Here is a 20,504-nt window from a genome sequence, read left to right as displayed (position 1 = left end):
CCCCGTCTCAGCCCAGCGCGCGCCCGATCAGGATCTTCTGCACCTCGGAGGTGCCTTCGTAGATCTGGCAGACGCGCACATCGCGGTAGATGCGCTCGACCGGAAAGTCGGACACATAGCCGTAGCCGCCATGCACCTGGATCGCGTCGGAGCAGACGCGCTCGGCCATCTCGGTGGCGAACAGCTTGGCCATCGCCGCTTCCTTCAGGCAGGGCTGGCCGGCGTCCTTCAGGCTGGCGGCATGCCAGATCAGCTGGCGCGCCGCCTCGATCCGGGTGGCCATGTCGGACAGCTTGAACTGGATCGCCTGGTGGTTGAAGATGGGCTGGCCGAAGGAGCTGCGCTCCTTGCTGTACCTCAGCGCGGCCTCGAAGGCCGCGCGCGCCATGCCCACCGCCTGCGAGGCGATGCCGATGCGCCCGCCTTCCAGGCCCGACAGCGCGATCTTCAGGCCCTGGCCCTCCTCGCCCAGCCGGTTGGCGGCCGGCACGCGGCAGTTCTCGAACAGGATCTGGGCCGTGTCGCTGGCATGCTGGCCCATCTTGTCCTCGATGCGTGCGACCTGGTAGCCGGGGGTGTTGGTCGGCACCAGGAAGGCGCTGATGCCCTTCTTGCCGGCGGCCTTGTCGGTGACGGCCATCACGATCGCCAGGTCGCCGTTCTTGCCGCTGGTGATGAACTGCTTGACGCCGTTCAGCACATAGGCGTCGCCATCCCGCGTGGCCGTGGTCTTCAAGCCGCCGGCCTCCGAGCCCACATGGGGCTCGGTCAGGCAGAAGGCGCCCAGCATGTCGCCGCGCGCCAGCGGCTTCAGGAAGCGCTCCTTCTGCTCCGCGTTGCCGAAGGTCATCAGGATCGAGCAGCAGGGACAGTTGTTGACGCTCACCACGGTGGAGGTGGCACCGTCGCCGGCGCCGATCTCCTCCAGGATGATGGACAGGGCCAGATAGTCCAGGCCCGCCCCGTCGTACTCGGTGGGCACCGCGACGCCGTAGCAGCCCAGGGCGGCCAGGCCCTTCAGTTCCTCGGCCGGGAAATGGTGGCTCTTGTCCCATTCGGCCGCCTTGGGCGCGATCTGGTCTTGCACAAAGGCGCGCACGGCATCCTGCACCGCGCGGTGGTCGTCACTGAGGATCATGTTTGTCTCGTCGTCACCAGGCCAGGGGCTGGCCGTCGTAATTGAAGAAGCTGCCGCTATGTTCCGGCTTCAGGGTGGCCAGCACGGTGCGCATGCCGGCCACGCTGGTGCTGGCATCGATGTCGGCGTCCGCGCCACCCATCTCGGTGCGCACCCAGCCGGGATGAAAGCTGCACAGCACCGCCTTGCCGGCCAGCACCAGGGACGCATCCTTCATCACCGAGTTCACCGCCGCCTTGGAGGCGCGGTAGAGCCAGCCGACCGGGCTGCCGCGCAGGCCCAGCGAGCCCATGCGCGAGGACAGGATGCCGATGCGCGCCCCGGGCGCCAGCACATCGGCCAGCTGCGGCAGCAGGCGCATTGGTCCCAGCACATTGGTGCGCATCACCTGGTCGAACTCGGCCTCGGTGGGCGTTTCCAGCGCCGTGTGGCGTGGGCCATAGACACCGGCATTGATCACCACCACGTCGAACTGGTGGCCGTCGATCTGCCAGGCCAGGCCCGAGGCACTGGCCCCCTCATTGATATCCAGGGCTACGTCGAGCTTCAGCGCGGTGGCGCCTAAAGCGCGCAGCGCGGCCAGGGCCTCCTCGCTGCGCGCGGTGGCGACGACCCGATCGCCGGCGGCACGGTACTGGCGCACGAACTCGAGGCCGATGCCCCGCGACGCGCCGATGATCAGGACTTGCGTCATGGTGCTCCTTAAATCAGCTCGACGCCGACGGCTCGACTGCCTACGTGGAGCTTCACAGGAGCTCCACGCCCACAGCCGTCGCTTCGCCGCCGCCGATGCACAGCGCCGCGACGCCGCGCTTGCCGCCGCGATGCTTCAGCGCGCCCAAGAGGGTCACGATGATGCGCGCGCCGGAGGCGCCGATCGGGTGGCCCAGCGCGCAGGCGCCGCCATTGACGTTGACGATCTCGTGCGGCAGCTTGAACTCGGCCATCGCGGCCATCGTGACGGCGGCGAAGGCCTCGTTGACCTCCCACAGATCGACGCTCTTGGCGTCCCAGCCGTTCTTTGCCAGCAGCTTGTTGATGGCGCCGACCGGCGCGGTGGTGAACCACTCGGGCGCATTGGCATGCACCGCGGTGCCGACGATGCGGGCGACCGGCTTGAGGCCCAGCTTGGCGGCATGGCTTTCGCGCATCAGCACCAGCGCGGCGGCGCCGTCGCTGATCGAGCTGGAGGTGGCGGCGGTGATCGTGCCGTCCTTCTTGAAGGCGGGCTTCAGGCCGGGAATCTTGTCCAGCTTGGCCTTGAAGGGCTGCTCGTCCTTGTCGATCACGGTGTCGCCGGCCTTGCCGGCGATGGTCACCGGGGCGATCTCCCAGGCGAAGCTGCCATCGGTGTTGGCGCGCTTGCTGCGCTCGGTCGAGGCGATCGCGAAGGCGTCCTGGGCCTCGCGCGTGAAGCTGTACTTGCTCACGCATTGCTCGGCGAACACGCCCATGGCCTTGCCGCGCTCGTAAGCGTCTTCCAGACCGTCCAGCGCCATGTGGTCATACATCTGCGCGACGCCGTACTTGACGCCCTTGCGCGCGAACATCAGATGCGGCGCATTGGTCATGCTCTCCATGCCGCCGGCGATCAGGATGTCGGCGCTCTCGGCCTTCAGGGTGTCGTGGGCGAACATGGTGGCGCGCATGCCGGCGCCGCACATCTTCGAGAGGGTCACGGCGCCCACCGACTGCGGCAGGCCGGCCTTCAGCACCGCCTGACGCGCCGGGGCCTGGCCCTGGCCGGCCATCAGGCAGTTGCCGATGAAGGCTTCCTGGATGGAATCGCCGGGGATGCCGGCGCGCTCGACCGCGGCCTTGATGGCCACGGCGCCCAGTTCCCAGGCGGCGAGGCCGGCGAAGTCGCCCAGCAGGCCGCCGATCGGCGTGCGCGCGGCGGAGACGATGACGATGGAGTCGGACATGGTTTTCTCCTTCAGTGAAAGCTATTGGATAGGCAGCTCGCGGTGCTCGGGCTCGGGCGCCCGCAGCACCGGCGCGCCGGCCTTGGCGTAGAAGCGTTTGTGCGCCTCGTAGGGAAAGACATCGTGCACATGGCCGGCCAGGATGCGGGCCTTGTGGGCCTGCCAGAACTCGGCCCGCAGCAGGTCGGCATGGTGGCGCATGAAGACCTCGCGCACGCCCGGATGGCCCAGCAGAAAGGGCCCGAAGGTCTCGGGGAACACGTCGCGCGGGCCGACCCGGTACCAGACCTCGCCGGACAGCTCTTCCTCCTCGTTGCGGGCGCGGGGCACCTGGCGGAAGTTGCAGTCGCTCAGGTACTCGATCTCGTCGTAGTCGTAGAACACGACCTTGCCATGGCGGGTGACGCCGAAGTTCTTCCACAGCATGTCGCCCGGGAAGATATTGGCGGCCACCAGGTCCTTGATCGCATTGCCGTACTCGACGACCGCATGCTCCAGCTGCGCCGGCGTGGCTTCCTGCAGATAGATGTTCAGCGGCACCATGCGGCGCTCGATATAGAGATGGCGGATCACCAGGTCGTCGCCGTTCTCCTCCAGCAGGCTGGGGCAGAAATGCTTCAGCTCGGCGATCAGCTCCTCCTCGAAGCGCTGGCGCGGGAAGGCCACCATCGTGTACTCCAAGGTGTCGGCCATACGGCCGACGCGATCATGCTGCTTCACCAGCAGGTACTTGCTCTGGATCAGCTCGCGCGTCGTGTTCTCCTTCTGCGGCGGGTAGAAGTCCTTGATGACCTTGAACACGAAGGGGAAGGACGGCAGGTCGAACACCAGCATCACCATGCCCTTGATGCCGGGGGCGATGCGGAACCTGTCCGAGGAATGGCGCAGGTGGTAGAGGAAGTCGCGATAGAACAGGTTCTTGCCCTGCTTCTGCAGGCCCAGGGCCGAATAAATCTCGGAGCGCGGCTTGCGCGGCATCATCGAGCGCAGGAAGGCGACGAAGGCGCTGGGCACGTCCATGTCCACCATGAAGTAGGCGCGCGCGAAGCTGAACAGCATCAGCAGCTCGTCCTCACCGAACAGGGCCGCGTCGATATACAGCAGTCCGCTGCCCTCCTCCTTGTGCAGGATGGGCAGGGCGAACGGCGTCTCGGCGAAGCCGTTGATGATCTTGCCCACCACATAGGCGCCCTTGTTGCGATAGAACAGGGAACTCAGCACCTGGATCTGGAAATTCGTCCGCCAGCGGAACAGGCCCAGCTCCTGCTGCACCGCGTTCAGCACGCAGTCCACGTCGCGACCGAGGTCCTCGAACTCCAGATCCAGCTGGAAGTTCCACACCACCCGCATCAGCGTCTCACGCAGGGTCTCGCGGCTGGGGTAGTAGGCGCGGTAGGTCGGCTTGGCGGCGGGTTCCTCGTTCTCGATGTACTCGGTCGAGACGGCCGGGCGCACGAAGATGAAGTCGTTGTGGAAATAGCTGTGGTGCAGGATGCGGGTGCAGACCGAGTTGAAGAAGGTCTCGGCCAGCTCCGGCTGCAGATGGTTGGTCAGCAGGCCGATGTAGTGCAGCTTGACCTGCTGCCAGACCTCCATCGGCAGGCCGCCGGCCTGGAAGCGCTCCTCCAGCAGCTGCACCGCCTCGTCGACCCGCTTGTCGTAGAACTCGATGCGCTCGCGCTGCGCGCGCTGCTGGCCATGCCAGTCGGCCCGCTCGAAGCGCTTCTTGGCCGAGGCCGAGGTGGCGCGAAACAGCTGGTAGTGACGGTTGAAGCCGCCGAGCAGGGCCTCGGCGATCTCGAAGGCACGCGCGTCCGTCAGCTTCTGGGGAAACATCGCGCTACGCTCCTACCGGCCCGTTTTGCTGCCGCCGCTCAGCCGCGCTCGTAGCGCTGCTTGACCCGCTGCAGCGCGCGCTTGAAGGCGGGTTCGACCTCCTCGGCCGAACCGGCGGTGATGCGCAGATCCTCCAGCAGGCCGTTGTGCAGGCCGTAGACCCAGCCATGCACCACCACCTCCTGCTCGCGCGCCCAGGCGTCCTGCACGACCGTGGTCCGGCAGGCATTGCGTGCCTGCTCCAGCACGTTCAGCTCGCACAGGGCATTGACGCGCTGGGTCTCGTCCAGGCTCGCGATCCAGTCGAGGTGGTCGTTGCGCACGTCCTGCACATGGCGGATCCAGTTGTCGGCCAGACCGGTGCGCGCGTCCAGCAGCGCGGCCTTGACGCCGCCGCAGTTGCTGTGGCCGACGATGATGATGTGCTTGACCTTCAGCTGGTCCACCGCGAACTGCATCACCGACAGGCAGTTCAGGTCGGAGTGCACGACCACATTGGCCACGTTGCGGTGCACGAACAGCTCGCCCGGCAGCAGGTCCACCAGCTCGTTGGCCGGCACGCGGCTGTCGGCGCAGCCGATCCACAGGTATTGCGGCGTCTGCTGCTTCAGCAGGCTCGAGAAGAAGCCGGGCTCGCGGGCCTCGGTCTCGCTGGCCCAGCGCTTGTTGTTGTCCAGCAGGTCTTGCAGTTCGTTGGCGGTGTTGCTCATGCCCTCATTCTCCCTGCCCGGACTGACACCTGCCGGACCCGAGGCCATAGGCAGTCCCTACCACTCGGTCAAACCCGGCGCCGCAGCGCCTCATGCCGCCGCCCATTGCTGCAACAGGGCGAGCGACACGCCCACGCCGCCGCAGACCTCGACCAGCGGCCGCCTGAAGCGCCGGAACAGCTCCGGATGGGCGTCGACCGCCGCCAGCGCCGCGCCGCAGGCCGGCTCGACCATCACGCGCATCTGCTCCGCCATGCGCACCGCGGCCTTGCAGGCCTGGCCGTCGCTGACCAGCACGCTGTGCGTCGGGTGCAGCTGCGCCAGGCGCAGCGCTTCGTCGGCCACGCGGCGCGCGCCCAGCGAGGTTGCGACCGAACGGATGGCCGGCAGGGTCACCGCCCGGCCGGCCTGCAGGACGGCGTGCAGACTGGCCGCGCCCTCGGTCTCGACCGCGATGACCGGGATCTCGTTCAGGCCATGGCGGCGCAGGCCCTGGACGATGCCGGCGAACAGGCCGCCGCCGCCCACGGCGGTCACCACCGCGTCGAAATGCAGCCCCTGCTCCAGCACCTCGTCGATCAGGCTGGCATGGCCCTCCCACAGCAGCGGGTGATCGAAGGGATGGACATAGGCGGCGCCGCGCTCGGCCGCCAGCGCCTGGGCGAACTCATGGCTTTCGTCCCAGACATCGCCATGGCGCAGCACCGTGGCACCGCGCGCCTCGATCAGGGTCTGCACCGCGGCGCTGCTGGTCTTGGGCAGCACGATCGTGACCGTCAGGCCCAGGGCCTGGCCGGCATAGGCGGCCGCGAAGCCGGCATTGCCGCCGGAGGCGCAGACGATCTCCTTCGCGCCGTCCCGCGCCGCCTGCCGCACCAGCCGCCCCACGCCGCGCAGCTTGAAGCTGCCGCTGGGCTGCAGCGCGTCCATCTTCAGCCAGACCTCGGGATGCGAGAACTGGCCGGGCGCGGCGCGCAGCAGCGGGGTGTCGAGGTGCAGCGGCTTCATCATTGGCAATTACATGGTTTCCGCGAACAGCTCGCGACCGATCAGCATGCGGCGGATCTCGCTGGTGCCCGCCCCGATTTCGTAGAGCTTGGCGTCGCGCCACAGGCGGCCCAGCGGGTATTCGTTGATATAGCCGTTGCCGCCGAAGATCTGCACGCCCTCGCCGGCCATCCAGGTGGCCTTCTCGGCGGTCCACAGGATCACCGAGGCGCAGTCCTTGCGCACCTGGCGCACATGCTCGCTGCCCAGCATGTCCAGATTCTTGGCCACCGTGTAGGCGAAGCTGCGCGCGGCCTGCAGCACGGTGTACATATCGGCCACCTTGCCCTGGATCAGCTGGAACTCGCCGATGCTCTGGCCGAACTGCTTGCGGTCGTGGATATAGGGCACGACCTGGTCCATCACGCTCTGCATGATGCCCAGCGGCCCGCCGGTCAGCACCGCGCGCTCGTAGTCCAGGCCCGACATCAGCACCTTGGCGCCGCTGTTGAGCGCGCCCAGCACGTTCTCGGCCGGTACCTCGACGTTCTGGAACACCAGCTCGCCGGTGTGCGAGCCGCGCATGCCCAGCTTGTCGAGCTTCTGCGCGATGCTGAAGCCCTTCATGCCCTTCTCGATCAGGAAGGCGGTGACGCCGCGCGCGCCCAGCTCGGGCTCGGTCTTGGCATAGACCACCAGGGTGTCGGCGTCGGGGCCGTTGGTGATCCACATCTTGTTGCCGTTGAGCAGGTAGTAGCCGCCCTTGTCTTCGGCCTTCAGCTTCATCGAGATCACGTCGGAGCCAGCACCCGGCTCGCTCATCGCCAGCGCGCCGACATGCTCGCCGCTGATCAGCTTGGGCAGGTACTTGGCCTTCTGCGCGGCATTGCCGTTGCGGTTGATCTGGTTGACGCAGAGATTGCTGTGCGCGCCGTAGGACAGGCCCACCGAGGCCGAGCCGCGGCTGATCTCCTCCATCGCGACCATATGGGCCAGATAGCCCATGTTCGCGCCGCCGTATTCCTCCGGCACGGTCACGCCCAGGATGCCCAGCTCGCCCATCTTGCGCCACAGGTCCATCGGGAACTGGTCGCTGCGGTCGATCTCGGCAGCGCGCGGGGCTACTTCAGCGTCCGCAAAGGCGCGCACCGCGTCGCGCAGCGCGTCGATGTCCTCGCCGAGTTGGAAATTCAGGCCGGGCAGGTTCATGCGTGTCTCCAATGTTCTGGGCCGAGGCCACTCGATGGTACGACCGGGTGAGTCGGATTTGATTTACGTTTACGTAAACGTCAATTCTAGGGGCAAGCCGCCCCTGCCCGACATTCGGTGAAATTGCTTAATCAATCAATCGCGCCCCGGAGAGTTCCAGAGACATGGCTCGGCGCGTTCTCAGCCAGGCTCGGGCCGCCGGCTCTCGCGCATCAGCGCGATAAAACGCCGCGCGCCCAGACCCAGCGGCCGGTCCTTCAGCCAGACCAGGTCCACCCATAGCCGCACCTGGTTGCTGGCGTTCTCGAATTCGATCTGCAGCAGGCTGCCGGCCGCCAGCAGCGGCGCCACCATGCGCTGCGGCAGGAAGGCCCAGCCCAGGCCCGACCGCACCAGGCTCAGCGTCGCCAGATGGCTGTCGGTGCGCCACAGCTTGCGCGACAGCAGCACGCGCGGATCGTCGCCCTGCGCGTCGCGGCGGGCCACGGCAATCTGGCGCAGCCCGCCCAGCTCGTCCAGCCGCAGCCTGGCCCGCCCGGCCGTCGCCACCGGATGCTGCGGCGCCAGCACCGCCACCAGCACCTCGCTGGCGAACTCCTGAAAGGCCTCGCGCTCGTCGCAGCCGACCCGCTCGAACATCAGCGCCAGGTCGATTTCGCGCTCGTGCAGCATGCCCAGCACCGCGGCCTGCGGCGCCGACAGCACATCGACCTCCAGCGCGGGAAACTCGTCCGCCAGCCGGGCCAGGGGCTCGCTCCAGGGCGCCGACAGCAGTTCCGGCGCGATCGCCAGGGTCAGGCGCCGCTCCAGGCCCTGGTGCAGGGTCAGCGCGTGGGTCTGCAGCCGGCTCAGCCCGGCCGCCAGCTGGCGCGCCTCCGGCTCCAGCGCGCGTGCCACCTCGGTGGGCCGGACGTCGCGGGTGCTGCGCTCGAACAGCTGCAGATCGAGCTCGGCCTCCAGCTGCGCAATGGTCATGCTGACGGCCGAGGGCACCCGCCCCAGCGCCCGGGCGGCGGCGGAGAAGGAGCCATGGTCGAGCACGGCGAGGAAGACCTGGACGTTGTCGCTGTTGAGAGCCATGCGCGATCTTGTCAATAAAACTGAAAACTGTCGACTTTGGTTTTCAGAAACATAGATTCATCATGCCGGCATCACCACTCAAGCACGGAACTTTTCAGCCATGCAAGGCATCAAGCGCAAGCTGGTCTACGTCTCCCTCTACGAACTGATCGCGGTCGGCCTGACCAGCGCCGGCCTGGCCCTGATGGCCGGCAGCGAGCTGGGCCATGCCGGCGTGGCCGCCGTGGCCTCGTCGGCCATCGCGCTGGCCTGGAACCTGGCCTACAACACCTTGTTCGAGGCCTGGGAGGCCCGCCAGCAAACGCGCGGCCGCGGCCTGCTGCGCCGCATCGGCCACGCCATCGGCTTCGAGGCCGGCCTGGTCGTAATGCTGGTGCCGCTGTTCGCCTGGTGGCTGGAGGTGTCGCTGTGGCGGGCGCTGCTGCTGGACTTCGGCCTGATCGCCTTCTTCCTGGTCTACACCTTCGCCTTCAACCTGGCCTTCGACCGCGTCTTCGGCCTGCCGGCCTCGGCGGTCTGAAGGCCCACCCCCTACGCGCTTCGCGCGCCCCCTCAAGGGGGCGAGCCGATGGCCCGGCAGAGCCGGATCCACGGGCTCCGCGCGATGTCTCGCGCCGGCTACCGCCGCGCGCTCGGGAATTCAGAGAAAGCGCTCGAGGATCCGCTTCGAGGGCCGGTCCAGCGCGAAGCGGTCCGGCACCAGGAACTGCAGGCCGTGGCTGCTGGTGACCATCAGCCGGCCCTCGCCGAGGCGGCGGATGTCCTCCTCGGTCTTCAGGATGAAGCGGGTGGCGCCGCGCTCGGTGTCGACGGTCCACTGGCTGGGGGTCGAGAAGGTCGAGACCTCGCGGATCGCCAGTATCGTCGGCATGAATTCGCGCGCGGCGAACTCGGCCTCCAGCAGCGCGCGGTCCGCGTCGCCCAGGGCCGACAGGCGCTCGATCCAGGCCAGTTCGTGGCCGTCGCCGCCGACCAGGGATACGCCCTCGTCCGGCGCCGAGATCGGATGGGCGCGCACCGGCGTGATGCCCACATGGGCCTGGCCCTGCAGATCGACCAGTACCAGGCGGCCGAAGGCATTGCGCGACAGTTCTTGGTAGGGCTTGCTGTTCATCATCGTCGTCATGCGCTCACCGCCGTGTGGGCGTTCAGATTGGGCGGCAGGGTCGCCATCTGCTCCTCGGCATCGACGCGGCGCGCCTGCGCCTCGTAGAGCCGCCAGTAGGCGCCCTTCTTGTCCATCAACTCGTCGTGCGGGCCCACTTCGACGACCTCGCCGCGGTCCATCACGACCAGGCGATCCGCCTTGCGCAAGGTGGACAGGCGGTGCGCGATCGCGATCGTCGTGCGGCCCTTGACCAGATTGTCCAGCGCCTTCTGGATCTCCTTCTCGGTCTCGGTGTCCACCGCCGAGGTGGCCTCGTCGAGGATCAGCAGGCGCGGGTTGATCAGCAGCGCGCGCGCGATCGAGATGCGCTGGCGCTCGCCGCCCGACAGGCCCTGGCCGCGCTCGCCCACCAGCGAGTCGTAGCCATGCGGCAGGCGCAGGATGAACTCGTGCGCATGGGCGGCGCGCGCCGCCGCGACGATCTCCTCGCGCGTCGCCTCGGGCTTGCCGTAGGCGATGTTCTCGGCGATGGTGCCGAAGAACAGGAAGGGCTCCTGCAGCACCAGGCCGATATGGCGGCGGTAGTCGGCCACGCCGATGCGGCGCAGATCGGTGCCGTCGATGCGGATCGAGCCTTCGGTGACGTCGTAGAAGCGGCAGATCAGGTTCACCAGCGTGCTCTTGCCCGAACCGCTGTGGCCCACCAGGCCGATCATCTCGCCGGGCCTGATGTCCAGCGAGAGGCCGCGGATCACCGCACGGTTGCCGTAGCGGAAGCCGATGTCCTGGATCTGGATGCCGCCCCGCACACCCGCCAACTGCACCGGATTGCTGGGTTCCGGCACGTTGCTCTGGTGGTCCAGGATGTCGAAGATGCGCTTGGCGCCGGCCGCGGCCTTCTGGGTCACCGAGACGATGCGGCTCATCGAGTCCATGCGGCCGTAGAAACGGCCGATATAGGCGATGAAGGCGGTCAACACGCCCACCGTGATCGCGCCCCCCGCCACCAGATAGATGCCGAAGGCCCAGACCACGAGCAGGCCGATCTCGGTCAGCAGCGCCACGGTCGGCGTGAACAGGCTCCAGGTCTTGTTCAGCTTGTCGTTGACCGCCAGGTTGTGGGCATTCGCCTCGCGAAAACGCTGGGCCTCGCGCTTCTCCTGCGCGAAGGCCTTGACCACGCGGATGCCGGGAATGGTGTCGGCCAGCACGCTGGTGACCTCGCCCCAGACCCGGTCGATCTTCTCGAAGCCGGTGCGCAGGCGGTCGCGCACCAGATGGATCATCCAGGCGATGAAGGGCAAGGGCACCAGGGTCGCCAGTGCCAGCCAGGGGTTGATCGAGAACAGGATGATGGCGGTCATCATCAGCATCAGCACGTCGGTGATGAAGTCCAGCGCATGCAGGGACAGGAACACGCTGATGCGGTCGGTTTCGCTGCCGATGCGCGCCATCAGGTCGCCGGTGCGCTTGCTGCCGAAATATTCCAGCGACAGGCTCAGCAGATGCTCGAAGGTGGCGGTGCGCAGGTCGGCCGCGATGCGCTCCGACACCAGGGCCAGGATGTAGGTCTTGGCCCAGCCCAGGATCCAGGACATCAGCGCCGCGCCCAGCAGGCCGCTCAGGTAGAAGCCCACCAGCCAGGGATCGATGCGCTGGCCGTTCTGGAACGGGATCAGCACCTTGTCCATCAGCGGCAGGGTCAGGTAGGGCGGCACCAGGGTGGCGCCGGTGGCCCCCAGCATCAGCAGAAAACCCAGCAGCAGCTGCCCCTGGTAGGGCCGGGCGAAGCGCCACAGGCGCAGCAGCACCCAGGTCGAGGGGGGCGTGTGCAGTTCGCGCGCGCAGGTCGGGCATTCCTCGCTGTCCGGTGGCAGCGGCGCCTTGCAGCTGGGGCAGAAGGCCAGCTCCTCGGCGTCGGCGCGCGCCGGTTCGTCGCGTTTTTCAAACAGTTCCTGGAAGCGCTGGGCCTGCAGATTGATCTGCAAGGTGAAACGCCACAGCGCCAGGCGCCGGGCCTCGTCCACCAGCTCCAGGCTGCCGACCCCGGCATGGTCGGAGATCTTCAGACGCAGGCCCGGCCGCAGCGCCCATTCGGTCCAGGCCCCGGTCGACGGCTCCCAGGCCAGCAGGCGCCGGCTGGTCAGCACCAGCAGACCCTGGGCGAAGCGCAGGTCGGCGTCCAGGTCAACCTCCAGGCTGCCCAGCACGTTCTCGTCTTTCGCCAGGCGCGCCAGGGCCGACGCCATTTCCGGATGCTGGTCCGGCGCCACTACGGGATCGAGATGCTGCATTGTTTGATGTTCTGTCATGAGGGCCTGGATCGGCCTTTTACGCCCGCGAGGCGCCTTGTTGGGCGGGGATTTTCGCCGATACGGGCCCCGCACGCGCGGAGCGTGCACTAACAAGCCGGTCTCCAGAACGCGCACAATGGCGCCTTGTTGCCGAAATTCCCGCCTCTTTCCAAGCTCATGAGCAGACACGAAGACATCAAGCTGTTGCGCATCAACTACCTGCGCGGTCCCAATATGTGGACCTACCGTCCCGTGCTGGAAACCTGGCTGGACCTGGGCCAGCTGGAGGATTTCCCCTCCAATCTGCTGCCGGGCTTCACCGAACGCCTGACCGCGCGCCTGCCGGCCCTGATCGAACACCATTGCGGCGTCGGCGAGCGCGGCGGCTTCCTGCAGCGCCTGACCGAGGGCACCTGGATGGGCCATGTGCTGGAGCACATCGTCATCGAGCTGCTGAACCTCTCGGGCATGCCCACCGGTTTCGGCCAGACCCGCTCGACCAGCCGGCAGGGCGTCTACCGCATGGTGTTCCGCGCCCGCGACGAGCAGGTGGCCCGCACCGCGCTGGCCGAGGGCCACGCGCTGCTGATGGCCACGATCAATGGGGACGAGTTCGACGTCGCCGCCGCCGTGACGCGCGTGCGCGACAAGGTGGACGACTGCTACCTCGGCCCCTCCACCGCCGCCATCGTGGCCGCCGCCACCGACCGCCGCATCCCGCATATCCGCCTGAATGACGGCAATCTGGTGCAGCTGGGCTACGGCGCGCGCCAGCGCCGCATCTGGACGGCCGAGACCGACATGACCAGCGCGATCGCCGAAGGCATCGCCGGCGACAAGGACCTGACCAAGACCCTGCTGAAGGCCGTGGGCGTGCCGGTGCCCGAGGGCCAGGCGGTCAAGAGCGCCGAGGCCGCCTGGGAGGCCGCGCAGGACCTCGGCCTGCCGGTGGTGATCAAGCCCTCGGACGGCAATCATGGCCGCGGCGTCACGCTGGACCTGCGCGAGCAGGCCGATGTCGAGGCCGCCTTCAAGCTGGCCGACGAGGAAGGCTCCGAGGTGCTGGTCGAGCGCTATATCCGCGGCAACGAGCACCGCGTGCTGGTGGTCGGCGGCCAGGTGGTGGCGGCCGCGCGCGGCGAGGCGGCCTGGGTCACCGGCGACGGCGCGCAGAGCGTCACCCAGCTGGTCGACAGCCAGATCAACACCGACCCGCGCCGCGGCCTGACCGAGGAATTCCCGCTCAACCGCATCACGCTGGGCGAAGACGCGGTGGTGCTGCTGGACCTGCAGCGCCAGGGCCTCGACCCCGACGCCGTGCCGGCCGCCGGCCGCCAGGTACTGATCCAGCGCAACGGCAATGTGGCGATCGACTGCACGGCCCAGGTCCACCCCGACGTGGCCCATGCGGTGAGCCTGGCCGCGCGCACCATCGGCCTGGACATCGCCGGCGTCGACCTGGTGACCGAGGACATCGGCAAGCCGCTCGCCGAGACCGGCGGCGCCATCGTCGAGGTGAATGCCGGCCCGGGCCTCTTGATGCACCTGAAGCCGGCCGAGGGCATGCCCCAGCCGGTGGGCCAGGCCGTCATCGACCATCTGTTCGCCGCCGACGAGAACGGCCGCATTCCCATCGTCGGCATCGCCGGCGCCGACGGCAGCCAGCAGGTGGCCCGCCTGGTGGCCTGGCTGCTGCACCTGAACGGCCGACAGGTCGGCCTGGCCTGCGGCGAGGGCCTGTTCCTGGGCAACCGCCGGGTCGAAAGCAAGCCCAGCGCGCGCTGGGATGCGGCGCACCGCCTGCTGATGAACCGCGGCGTCGACGCCGTGGTGGCCGAGAACGGCGCCGCCTCCGTCCTGGCCGACGGCCTGGCCTATGACCGCTGTCAGGTCGGCGTGGTGATGGACATGGGCGGCCTGGGACAGCTGGACGAACAGGACATCAAGACCGAGGAACAGCTCTACAAGGTGCTGCGCACCCAGGTCGACGTGGTGCTGTCCGACGGCGTGGCCGTGCTGAACGCCGCCGAGCCCAAGCTGCTCGAGATGGCCGAGCTGTCCGACGGCGAGGTGCTGCTCTACGCGCCGGACGCGGCCCATGTGGCCGAGCACCGCGCCCAGGGGGGGCGTGCCGTCTTCCTGCAGGGCGGCGCCGCGATGCTGGCGCAAGGCCCCTCGGAAACGCCCGGCGCCAATGTCGAGGCCCTGCTGGCGCGCTACGCCGCGGCGGGCCGCAAGGTCGCGCCCGCCAGCGTGCTGGCGGCCGTCGCCACCGCCTGGGCCCTCAATATCCCGCCCGAACTGATCTCCGCCGGCCTGGACACCTTCGTGCCCGACGCCATCTGAGCCGCCTCTACAGACAAAGCAAAAAGCCCATGGAAGTCTCTCGCATCCGAGCCCTGCGCGGCCCCAATATGTGGAGCCGCCACACGGCCATCGAAGCCGTGGTCAGCTGCAGCGAGGCCGAGCGGTCGATCGCCGACATGGCCGGTTTCGAAGCCCGCCTGCGCGCCCTCTTCCCCAGCATCGGTGCGCTGCGCCCGGCCAGCAGCCAGAAGACGCCGATCTCGCTGGCCCATGTGCTGGAGCAGGCCGCGCTGGCCCTGCAGGCCCAGGCCGGCTGCCCGGTGACCTTCAGCCACACCCATGTGACCGGCGAGGCCGGCACCTACCAGGTGGTCGTGGAGTACAGCGAGGAAGACGTCGGCCGCCTGGCCTTCGATGCCGCGGTGGAACTGCTGCAGGCCGCGCAGAATGGGGAGCGCGGCGGCAGCTTCGACATCGACGCCACGCTGGCCCGCTTGCGCGAGCTCGACGAGGACGTGCGCCTCGGCCCCTCGACCGGCTCCATCGTCGACGCGGCACAAGCCCGCGGCGTGCCCTACCGCCGCCTGACCCAGGGCAGCCTGGTGCAGTTCGGCTGGGGCGCCAAGCAGCGCCGCATCTGGGCCGCCGAGGTGGATGCCACCAGCGCGGTCTCCGAATCGATCGCCCAGGACAAGGACCTCTCCAAGCGCCTGCTGCAATCGGCCGGCGTGCCGGTGCCGATCGGCCGCCCGGTCGACGGCATCGACGACGCCTGGGCCGCCGCGCTCGAGGTCGGCCTGCCGGTGGTGGTCAAACCGCAGGACGGCAACCAGGGCAAGGGCGTGACGGTCAACGTGGCCTCGCGCGAGCATATGGAGATCGCCTACAAGGCCGCCGACGAGATCGGCCAGGTGATGGTCGAGAAGTTCCTGCCCGGCAGCGACTACCGCCTGCTGGTGGTGGGCGACAAGCTGGTGGCCGCCGCGCGCCGCGATCCGCCGCATGTGATCGGCGACGGCCAACTGACCGTCAAGCAGCTGGTCGACAAGGTCAATGCCGACCCCAAGCGCGGCGACGGCCATGCCACCTCGCTGACCAAGATCCGCTTCGACGAGATCGCGGTGGCGCGCCTGGCCCTGCAGGACCTGACGCCGGAGTCGGTGCCCGAGAAGGGCCGCCGCGTGATCCTGCGCAACAACGCCAACCTCTCCACCGGCGGCACGGCCACCGACGTGACCGACGATGTGCATCCCGACGTGGCGGCCCGCGCGATCGCCGCGGCCCAGGTCGTGGGCCTGCATGTCTGCGGCGTCGACGTGGTGGCCGAGAGCGTGCTGCGCTCGCTGGAGGAACAGAGCGGCGGCGTCGTCGAGGTCAACGCCGCGCCGGGCCTGCGCATGCACCTGAGCCCCAGCTACGGCAAGGGCCGCAATGTCGGCGAGGCCATCATCTCGCATCTCTACGGCGCCGGCCAGAAGAGCGAGGACGGTCGCATTCCAGTGGTCGCCGTCACCGGTACCAATGGCAAGACCACGACCACGCGCCTGATCGCCCATCTGTTCGCCACCTGCGGCCTGAAGGTCGGCATGACCAACACCGACGGCGTCTATGTCGACGGCCGCCAGATCGACAGCGGCGACTGCTCCGGCCCGAAGAGCGCGCGCAATGTGCTGATGCACCCGGACGTCGAGGCGGCCGTGTTCGAGACCGCGCGCGGCGGCGTGCTGCGCGAGGGCCTGGGCTTCGACCGCTGCCAGGTCGCGGTGGTCACGAATCTCGGCGAGGGCGACCACCTGGGCATGAACTTCCTCAACACCGTCGAGGAGCTGGCCCTGGTCAAGCGCGTGATCGTGCAGAACGTGGCGCCCACCGGCTATGCGGTGCTGAACGCCGCCGACCCGGTGGTGGCGGGCATGGCCGCGGTCTGCCCCGGCCAGATCATCTTCTTCGCCGCCGACCGCCACCATGCGCTGATGGCCGCGCACCGCTCGCAGGGCAAGCGCTGCGTCTATATCGACGGCGACCAGCTGGTGGCCGCCCAGGGCAGCTGGCGCGAGACCATCCCGCTGCGCGACATCCCCTTCACGCGCGGCGGGGCGATCCCCTTCCAGGTCGAGAACGCGATGGCCTCGGTGGCGGCCGGCTGGGGCGTCGGCCTCGACTGGGACACGATCCGCCGCGGCCTGGCCAGCTTCAGCAACGATGCCGACAATGTGCCGGGCCGCTTCAATGTGATGGACTACCGCGGCGCCACCGTGGTGGCCGACTATGGCCACAACGCCGACGCGATGCGCGCCCTGGTGGCGGCCGTCCAGGCCCTGCCGGCCCAGAAGCGCTCGGTGGTGATCTCCGGCGCCGGCGACCGCCGCGACGAGGACATCCGCGCCCAGACCCAGATCCTGGGCCAGGCCTTCGACGAGGTGATCCTGTTCCAGGACGCCTGCCAGCGCGGCCGCGAGGACGGCGAGGTGCTGGCCCTGTTGCGCCAGGGCCTGGAGGGTGCGACCCGCACCGCGCATGTGGAAGAGATCCGCGGCGAGTTCGTCGCGATCGACCGCGCGCTGGCACGGCTGGCCCCGGGTGACCTGTGCCTGGTGCTGGTCGACCAGGTGGAGGAAGCGCTGGCCCATCTGGCCCAGCGCATCCAGGCCGGCTGAGGGCCGCTGCGGCACCAGCCCTGCAAGGGCGCCGGCGCAAGCCCGGCGCCTTTTTTCGTTGGCGCTCGCGCTCGCCCCCCTCCGGCCCCCTCGCGCAAGGCCAAAGCGGCAGTAATGCGCAGTTGGCGCTCGGGGCCTCTTGTTACAGGTCCTAAGATCCCCGGGCCCGCAAGGTCCGCCTCGCCCCTTCTCGACATCTCACTTGATCTACGCACTCGCGTTCAATCTGCTGGTCAACCTGGTCATCGGCCTCGCGCTCTGGCTGGTGTGGGTGCGCGAACGCGATCAGGGTTTTGCGCGCCTGCTGGGCGCCAGCTTCCTGGTCCATGTGCTGGCCACGCCGGCCTATCTGCTATGGCTGAAACCCGCGCCGCTGCCGCATCTGCTGGGCGGCGCCGGCATGGCCGCGGCGGGCGCGGCCGCGATGACCCTGCTGGTACTGGGCCTGCGCGAGCTGATCGGCCGGCCGCTGGCGCGGCGCGAAACCCTGTGGCTGAGCCTGGCGCTGCTGGGCCTGTTCGCGGCCCTGATCGCCCAGGGCATCGAGGTCGCGCAGGCCGCCGGCGCCGGGCTGCAGACCTGGCTGGGCCTGGTGGCGCTGCGCTGGCTGTGGAGCCAGGGCCGGGCCGAGCGCAGCGCCGGCCTGCTGCTGCTGCTGCTGGGCCTGAGCCAGTTCCCCTATTCGCTGGGCGGCCCCGAATGGCTGCCGCTGCAGGCCAGCGTCGGCGCCGCGCTGCGCCTGATGCTGGGCATCAGCCTGATGCTGGCGGCGCTGCGGCACGCCAATGTCGAATCGCGCCAGCTGCGCGAACAGCTGCATTTCCTCACCGAGAACTCGCACCAGGGCGTCGCGATCAAGCGCGGCAAGCGCATGCTGTATGTCAATGCTGCCTTGTTGCGCCTGTATGGCGTGCCGGACCTCAGCGCCCTGGAGCTCCTGCTCCGGCAGCAGCCCGATGAACTGCTGCGTAGCACCGCGGCGCGCCACCGCGCGGTGCTGGGCGGGCTCCTGCCGCAGGCCCGATGGGAGGGCGAGCGCCAGCGCAGCGACGGCGGCATGATGCGCCTGGTGTTCTCGTCCTGGCGGGTCAGCTGGCGCGGCCGTGCCGCCGAGCACATCGTCGTCAGCGACGACACCGACCGTTTCCAGGCCGCCCAGGCCCTGCTGCACCAGGCCACGCACGACCCGCTGACCGGTCTGCCCAACCGCAGCGCGCTGCAGCGGCGGCTGCGCGAACTGTGCGCGGCCGACCGGCCCTTCGGCCTGATCTGGCTGGACCTGGACCGCTTCACCCTGCTCAACGATGCCTACGGCCATGCCACCGGCGATGCGCTGCTGCGCGCGATGGCCGGCTTGCTGCGCGAGGAGTTCGAGCCGCTGCGGGCCGAGGCCATGCATCTGGGCGAGGACGAGTTCGTGCTGCTGGCCGTCGACGGCAGCACGGCCGAGCCGCCGGAGGCCCTGACCGAGCGCCTGCGCCGACGCCTGACGCGGCCGGTGGCCGTCGACGGGCACGCCATCTATGTGGACGTCTCGATGGGCGTGGCCCGCTTTCCCTCGGCGGCCCGCGACGCCGATGGCCTGATGCGCGAGGCCAGCGCCGCTATGCATGAGGCCAAGCAGGATCCGGGCATCTCGGAACGCTGGGCCCAGGCCAGCGGCGCCCATCGCATCAGCGCCAGCATGCTGGCCGAGCAGGCGATGCGCGCCGGCCTAAACAACGAGGAATTCCGGCTGCTCTACCAGCCCAAGGTGGCCGCCGCCGACGGCGCGCTGCAGAGCTTCGAGGCCCTGGTGCGCTGGCACCGCCCCGGCCATGGCATCGTCAGCCCGGCGGACTTCGTGCCGGCGGCCGAGCGCACCGGCCTGATCCTGCCGCTGGGCGCCCTGCTGCTGGAGCAGGCCTGCCGGCAACTGGCCGAATGGCGCGATCAGGGCGGCCGGGCGCTGCCGGTGGCCGTCAATGTCTCGCCGCTGCAGCTGCAGGATCCGGGCTTCCCGACCTTCGTGCTGCGCACCTTGGAGCGCTTCGCGCTGCCGCCGATGCTGCTGACCCTGGAGATCACCGAGACCGCGGCGGTGCGCGACGCCGAGCAGGCGCGCGAGCGCCTGGCGCGGCTCAAGGCCCTGGGCATCAAGGTGGCGCTGGACGATTTCGGCACCGGCTTCTCGTCGCTGAACCTGCTGCGCAGCCTGCCGCTGGACGCGGTCAAGATCGATCGCAGCCTGATCGAGCCGATGCCGCAGCAGGCCGCCAGCGCGGTCGTGCGGGCGATCTGCCAGCTCGCGGCGGCGCTGCGGCTGGAGGTGGTGGCCGAGGGCATCGAGACCGAGGCCCAGGCCGAGGCCGCGCGTGCGGCCGGCTGCCGGTCGCTGCAGGGCTATCTGTTCGCCAGGCCGCTGCTGCCGGCCGAGGCCGGCGCCTGGCTGCGGCGCGCCGAGGCGCCGCCACGGGCGGCAGGCATCCAGGCAAAATCACCGGCATGAATGCCCGCCGGCTGTGCCGCCTGCTCTTCTGCGTCCTCCTCCTGGCCGCCGGCGGCGGCGCGCGGGCGGCCGAGGTGCACATCGTGTTCGGCCAGTCGCTGGCCCCCTTCGCCGACGAGAAGACCGGCCGCGGCATCGAGATCGACATCATCCGCGCCGCACTGCAGGCCGCCGGCCACAGCCTGCGCATCAGCTTCGTGCCCCAGGCGCGCGTGCCGGTGACGCTGCAGGCCGGGCTGTGCGACGGCGCGGCGACGATCACGCCCGACTCCGGCGTCGCCGCCGCCTATTCCGAGGTCTACATCCATTACCAGGACTTCCTGATCGCCCCCAAGGGCCGCTTCGCGCAGGCGCCCGCGATCGCCGATCTGGGCCGGCTGCGCCTGGTGGCATTCCAGCGGGCGGTCGACTATCTGGGGCCGGATTTCGCGAAGATGGCGCGCGCCAACCCGCGCTACAAGGAAGAGGCCGATCAGCTGTCGCAGCTGCGCATGCTGTTCGGCGGCCAGGCCGACGCGATCGTGGCCGAGCGCCATATCTACGAGCACCAGCTGGCCCAGCTGCGCGCCAGCCGCCGCTTCCGCGAACAGCCCTTCGCGGTCGAGCTGTTCCCGCTGTTCGACAAGATCCCTTACCGCGTCGGCTTCCGTGACGCGGCCCTGCGCGACGAGTTCGATGCCGGCCTGGCGCGCATCCGCGCCCAGGGCGTGCTGGCCCGGATCGAGGCGGCCTATGTGCCGCTAGTCAAGCTGGCCGATTAGCGCA

Annotated in this window: 15 protein-coding genes; 5 read left to right on the top strand and 10 right to left on the bottom strand. The window is 69.2% G+C overall.

From position 1 onward, the window contains the following. Positions 1–7 precede the first annotated feature (7 nt). The 8 genes from AC07OQ_RS03480 to AC07OQ_RS03445 all read right to left on the bottom strand — a co-directional run bounded on the left by AC07OQ_RS03480 (position 8) and on the right by AC07OQ_RS03445 (position 8,885). On the bottom strand, positions 8–1,138 hold the full coding sequence (locus tag AC07OQ_RS03480; RefSeq protein WP_495051699.1) for an acyl-CoA dehydrogenase family protein: 1,131 nt from the start codon (positions 1,136–1,138) through the stop codon (positions 8–10). A gap of 13 nt (positions 1,139–1,151) precedes the next feature. Beyond that, entirely contained in the window at positions 1,152–1,832 is a 681-nt protein-coding gene (locus AC07OQ_RS03475; protein WP_495051698.1) for an SDR family oxidoreductase, read from the bottom strand. Positions 1,833–1,884: 52 nt separating this feature from the next. Further along, the gene (locus tag AC07OQ_RS03470) at positions 1,885–3,063 is read right to left on the bottom strand and encodes an acetyl-CoA C-acyltransferase (RefSeq protein WP_495051697.1); all 1,179 of its coding nucleotides are present in this window, start codon (positions 3,061–3,063) and stop codon (positions 1,885–1,887) included. A gap of 21 nt (positions 3,064–3,084) precedes the next feature. Beyond that, entirely contained in the window at positions 3,085–4,899 is a 1,815-nt protein-coding gene (gene aceK, locus AC07OQ_RS03465; RefSeq protein WP_495051696.1) for a bifunctional isocitrate dehydrogenase kinase/phosphatase, read from the bottom strand. A 38-nt stretch (positions 4,900–4,937) separates the two neighbouring features. Beyond that, a complete protein-coding gene (gene can, locus AC07OQ_RS03460; RefSeq protein WP_495051695.1) occupies positions 4,938–5,609 on the bottom strand; it encodes a carbonate dehydratase in 672 nt (223 codons plus the stop codon). Positions 5,610–5,699: 90 nt separating this feature from the next. After that, positions 5,700–6,620 carry a pyridoxal-phosphate dependent enzyme gene (locus AC07OQ_RS03455; RefSeq protein ID WP_495051694.1) on the bottom strand — a complete coding sequence of 307 codons (921 nt, stop codon included), beginning with the start codon at positions 6,618–6,620 and terminating at the stop codon, positions 5,700–5,702. 6 nt (positions 6,621–6,626) lie between these two features. Continuing rightward, positions 6,627–7,805, bottom strand: a complete 1,179-nt coding sequence (locus AC07OQ_RS03450; RefSeq protein WP_495051693.1) for an isovaleryl-CoA dehydrogenase — start codon at positions 7,803–7,805, stop codon at positions 6,627–6,629. Between the two features lie 180 nt (positions 7,806–7,985). After that, the gene (locus tag AC07OQ_RS03445) at positions 7,986–8,885 is read right to left on the bottom strand and encodes a LysR family transcriptional regulator (protein WP_495051692.1); all 900 of its coding nucleotides are present in this window, start codon (positions 8,883–8,885) and stop codon (positions 7,986–7,988) included. Positions 8,886–8,985: 100 nt separating this feature from the next. Here AC07OQ_RS03445 and AC07OQ_RS03440 point away from each other — a divergent pair, with 100 nt between their 5' ends. Further along, positions 8,986–9,405, top strand: coding sequence for a PACE efflux transporter (locus AC07OQ_RS03440; RefSeq protein WP_495051691.1), 420 nt, complete (start codon positions 8,986–8,988; stop codon positions 9,403–9,405). 120 nt (positions 9,406–9,525) lie between these two features. On the opposite strand, the gene AC07OQ_RS03435 is transcribed toward AC07OQ_RS03440, so the two are convergent. Together AC07OQ_RS03435 and AC07OQ_RS03430 are read right to left on the bottom strand one after the other, a co-directional pair. Further along, on the bottom strand, positions 9,526–10,011 hold the full coding sequence (locus AC07OQ_RS03435) for a cyanophycin metabolism-associated DUF1854 family protein (protein WP_495051690.1): 486 nt from the start codon (positions 10,009–10,011) through the stop codon (positions 9,526–9,528). Next, on the bottom strand, positions 10,008–12,287 hold the full coding sequence (locus AC07OQ_RS03430; protein WP_495051689.1) for a cyanophycin metabolism-associated ABC transporter: 2,280 nt from the start codon (positions 12,285–12,287) through the stop codon (positions 10,008–10,010). Before AC07OQ_RS03430 ends, AC07OQ_RS03435 begins: the two co-directional genes overlap by 4 nt. 177 nt (positions 12,288–12,464) lie before the next feature. Here AC07OQ_RS03430 and AC07OQ_RS03425 point away from each other — a divergent pair, with 177 nt between their 5' ends. From AC07OQ_RS03425 to AC07OQ_RS03410, 4 genes are all read left to right on the top strand, one after another. Further along, positions 12,465–14,633 carry a cyanophycin synthetase gene (locus AC07OQ_RS03425; protein ID WP_495051688.1) on the top strand — a complete coding sequence of 723 codons (2,169 nt, stop codon included), beginning with the start codon at positions 12,465–12,467 and terminating at the stop codon, positions 14,631–14,633. 29 nt (positions 14,634–14,662) lie between these two features. Next, complete coding sequence (gene cphA / locus AC07OQ_RS03420) at positions 14,663–17,251, top strand: cyanophycin synthetase (protein ID WP_495051687.1); 2,589 nt, start codon at positions 14,663–14,665, stop codon at positions 17,249–17,251. A gap of 202 nt (positions 17,252–17,453) precedes the next feature. After that, complete coding sequence (locus tag AC07OQ_RS03415) at positions 17,454–19,739, top strand: putative bifunctional diguanylate cyclase/phosphodiesterase (protein ID WP_495051686.1); 2,286 nt, start codon at positions 17,454–17,456, stop codon at positions 19,737–19,739. Then, positions 19,736–20,500, top strand: a complete 765-nt coding sequence (locus AC07OQ_RS03410) for a substrate-binding periplasmic protein (protein WP_495051685.1) — start codon at positions 19,736–19,738, stop codon at positions 20,498–20,500. The genes AC07OQ_RS03415 and AC07OQ_RS03410 overlap by 4 nt, the downstream gene beginning before the upstream one ends. Positions 20,501–20,504 lie beyond the last annotated feature (4 nt).

It is taken from the genome of Roseateles sp. GW821-FHT09B06 (genome assembly GCF_059418245.1).
The sequence above is the reverse complement of the archived record's forward strand: the minus strand, read 5'-3'. Positions and strand labels throughout refer to the sequence as shown.

Coding starts and splice junctions, on each gene's coding strand:
- aceK (WP_495051696.1), bottom strand. CDS start 4,899: ATGTTTCCCCAGAAGCTGACGGACGCGCGTGCCTTCGAGATCGCCGAG.
- AC07OQ_RS03445 (WP_495051692.1), bottom strand. CDS start 8,885: ATGGCTCTCAACAGCGACAACGTCCAGGTCTTCCTCGCCGTGCTCGAC.
- AC07OQ_RS03480 (WP_495051699.1), bottom strand. CDS start 1,138: ATGATCCTCAGTGACGACCACCGCGCGGTGCAGGATGCCGTGCGCGCC.
- AC07OQ_RS03475 (WP_495051698.1), bottom strand. CDS start 1,832: ATGACGCAAGTCCTGATCATCGGCGCGTCGCGGGGCATCGGCCTCGAG.
- AC07OQ_RS03455 (WP_495051694.1), bottom strand. CDS start 6,620: ATGATGAAGCCGCTGCACCTCGACACCCCGCTGCTGCGCGCCGCGCCC.
- AC07OQ_RS03440 (WP_495051691.1), top strand. CDS start 8,986: ATGCAAGGCATCAAGCGCAAGCTGGTCTACGTCTCCCTCTACGAACTG.
- cphA (WP_495051687.1), top strand. CDS start 14,663: ATGGAAGTCTCTCGCATCCGAGCCCTGCGCGGCCCCAATATGTGGAGC.
- AC07OQ_RS03410 (WP_495051685.1), top strand. CDS start 19,736: ATGAATGCCCGCCGGCTGTGCCGCCTGCTCTTCTGCGTCCTCCTCCTG.
- AC07OQ_RS03470 (WP_495051697.1), bottom strand. CDS start 3,063: ATGTCCGACTCCATCGTCATCGTCTCCGCCGCGCGCACGCCGATCGGC.
- AC07OQ_RS03450 (WP_495051693.1), bottom strand. CDS start 7,805: ATGAACCTGCCCGGCCTGAATTTCCAACTCGGCGAGGACATCGACGCG.
- AC07OQ_RS03430 (WP_495051689.1), bottom strand. CDS start 12,287: ATGCAGCATCTCGATCCCGTAGTGGCGCCGGACCAGCATCCGGAAATG.
- AC07OQ_RS03425 (WP_495051688.1), top strand. CDS start 12,465: ATGAGCAGACACGAAGACATCAAGCTGTTGCGCATCAACTACCTGCGC.
- AC07OQ_RS03435 (WP_495051690.1), bottom strand. CDS start 10,011: ATGACGACGATGATGAACAGCAAGCCCTACCAAGAACTGTCGCGCAAT.
- can (WP_495051695.1), bottom strand. CDS start 5,609: ATGAGCAACACCGCCAACGAACTGCAAGACCTGCTGGACAACAACAAG.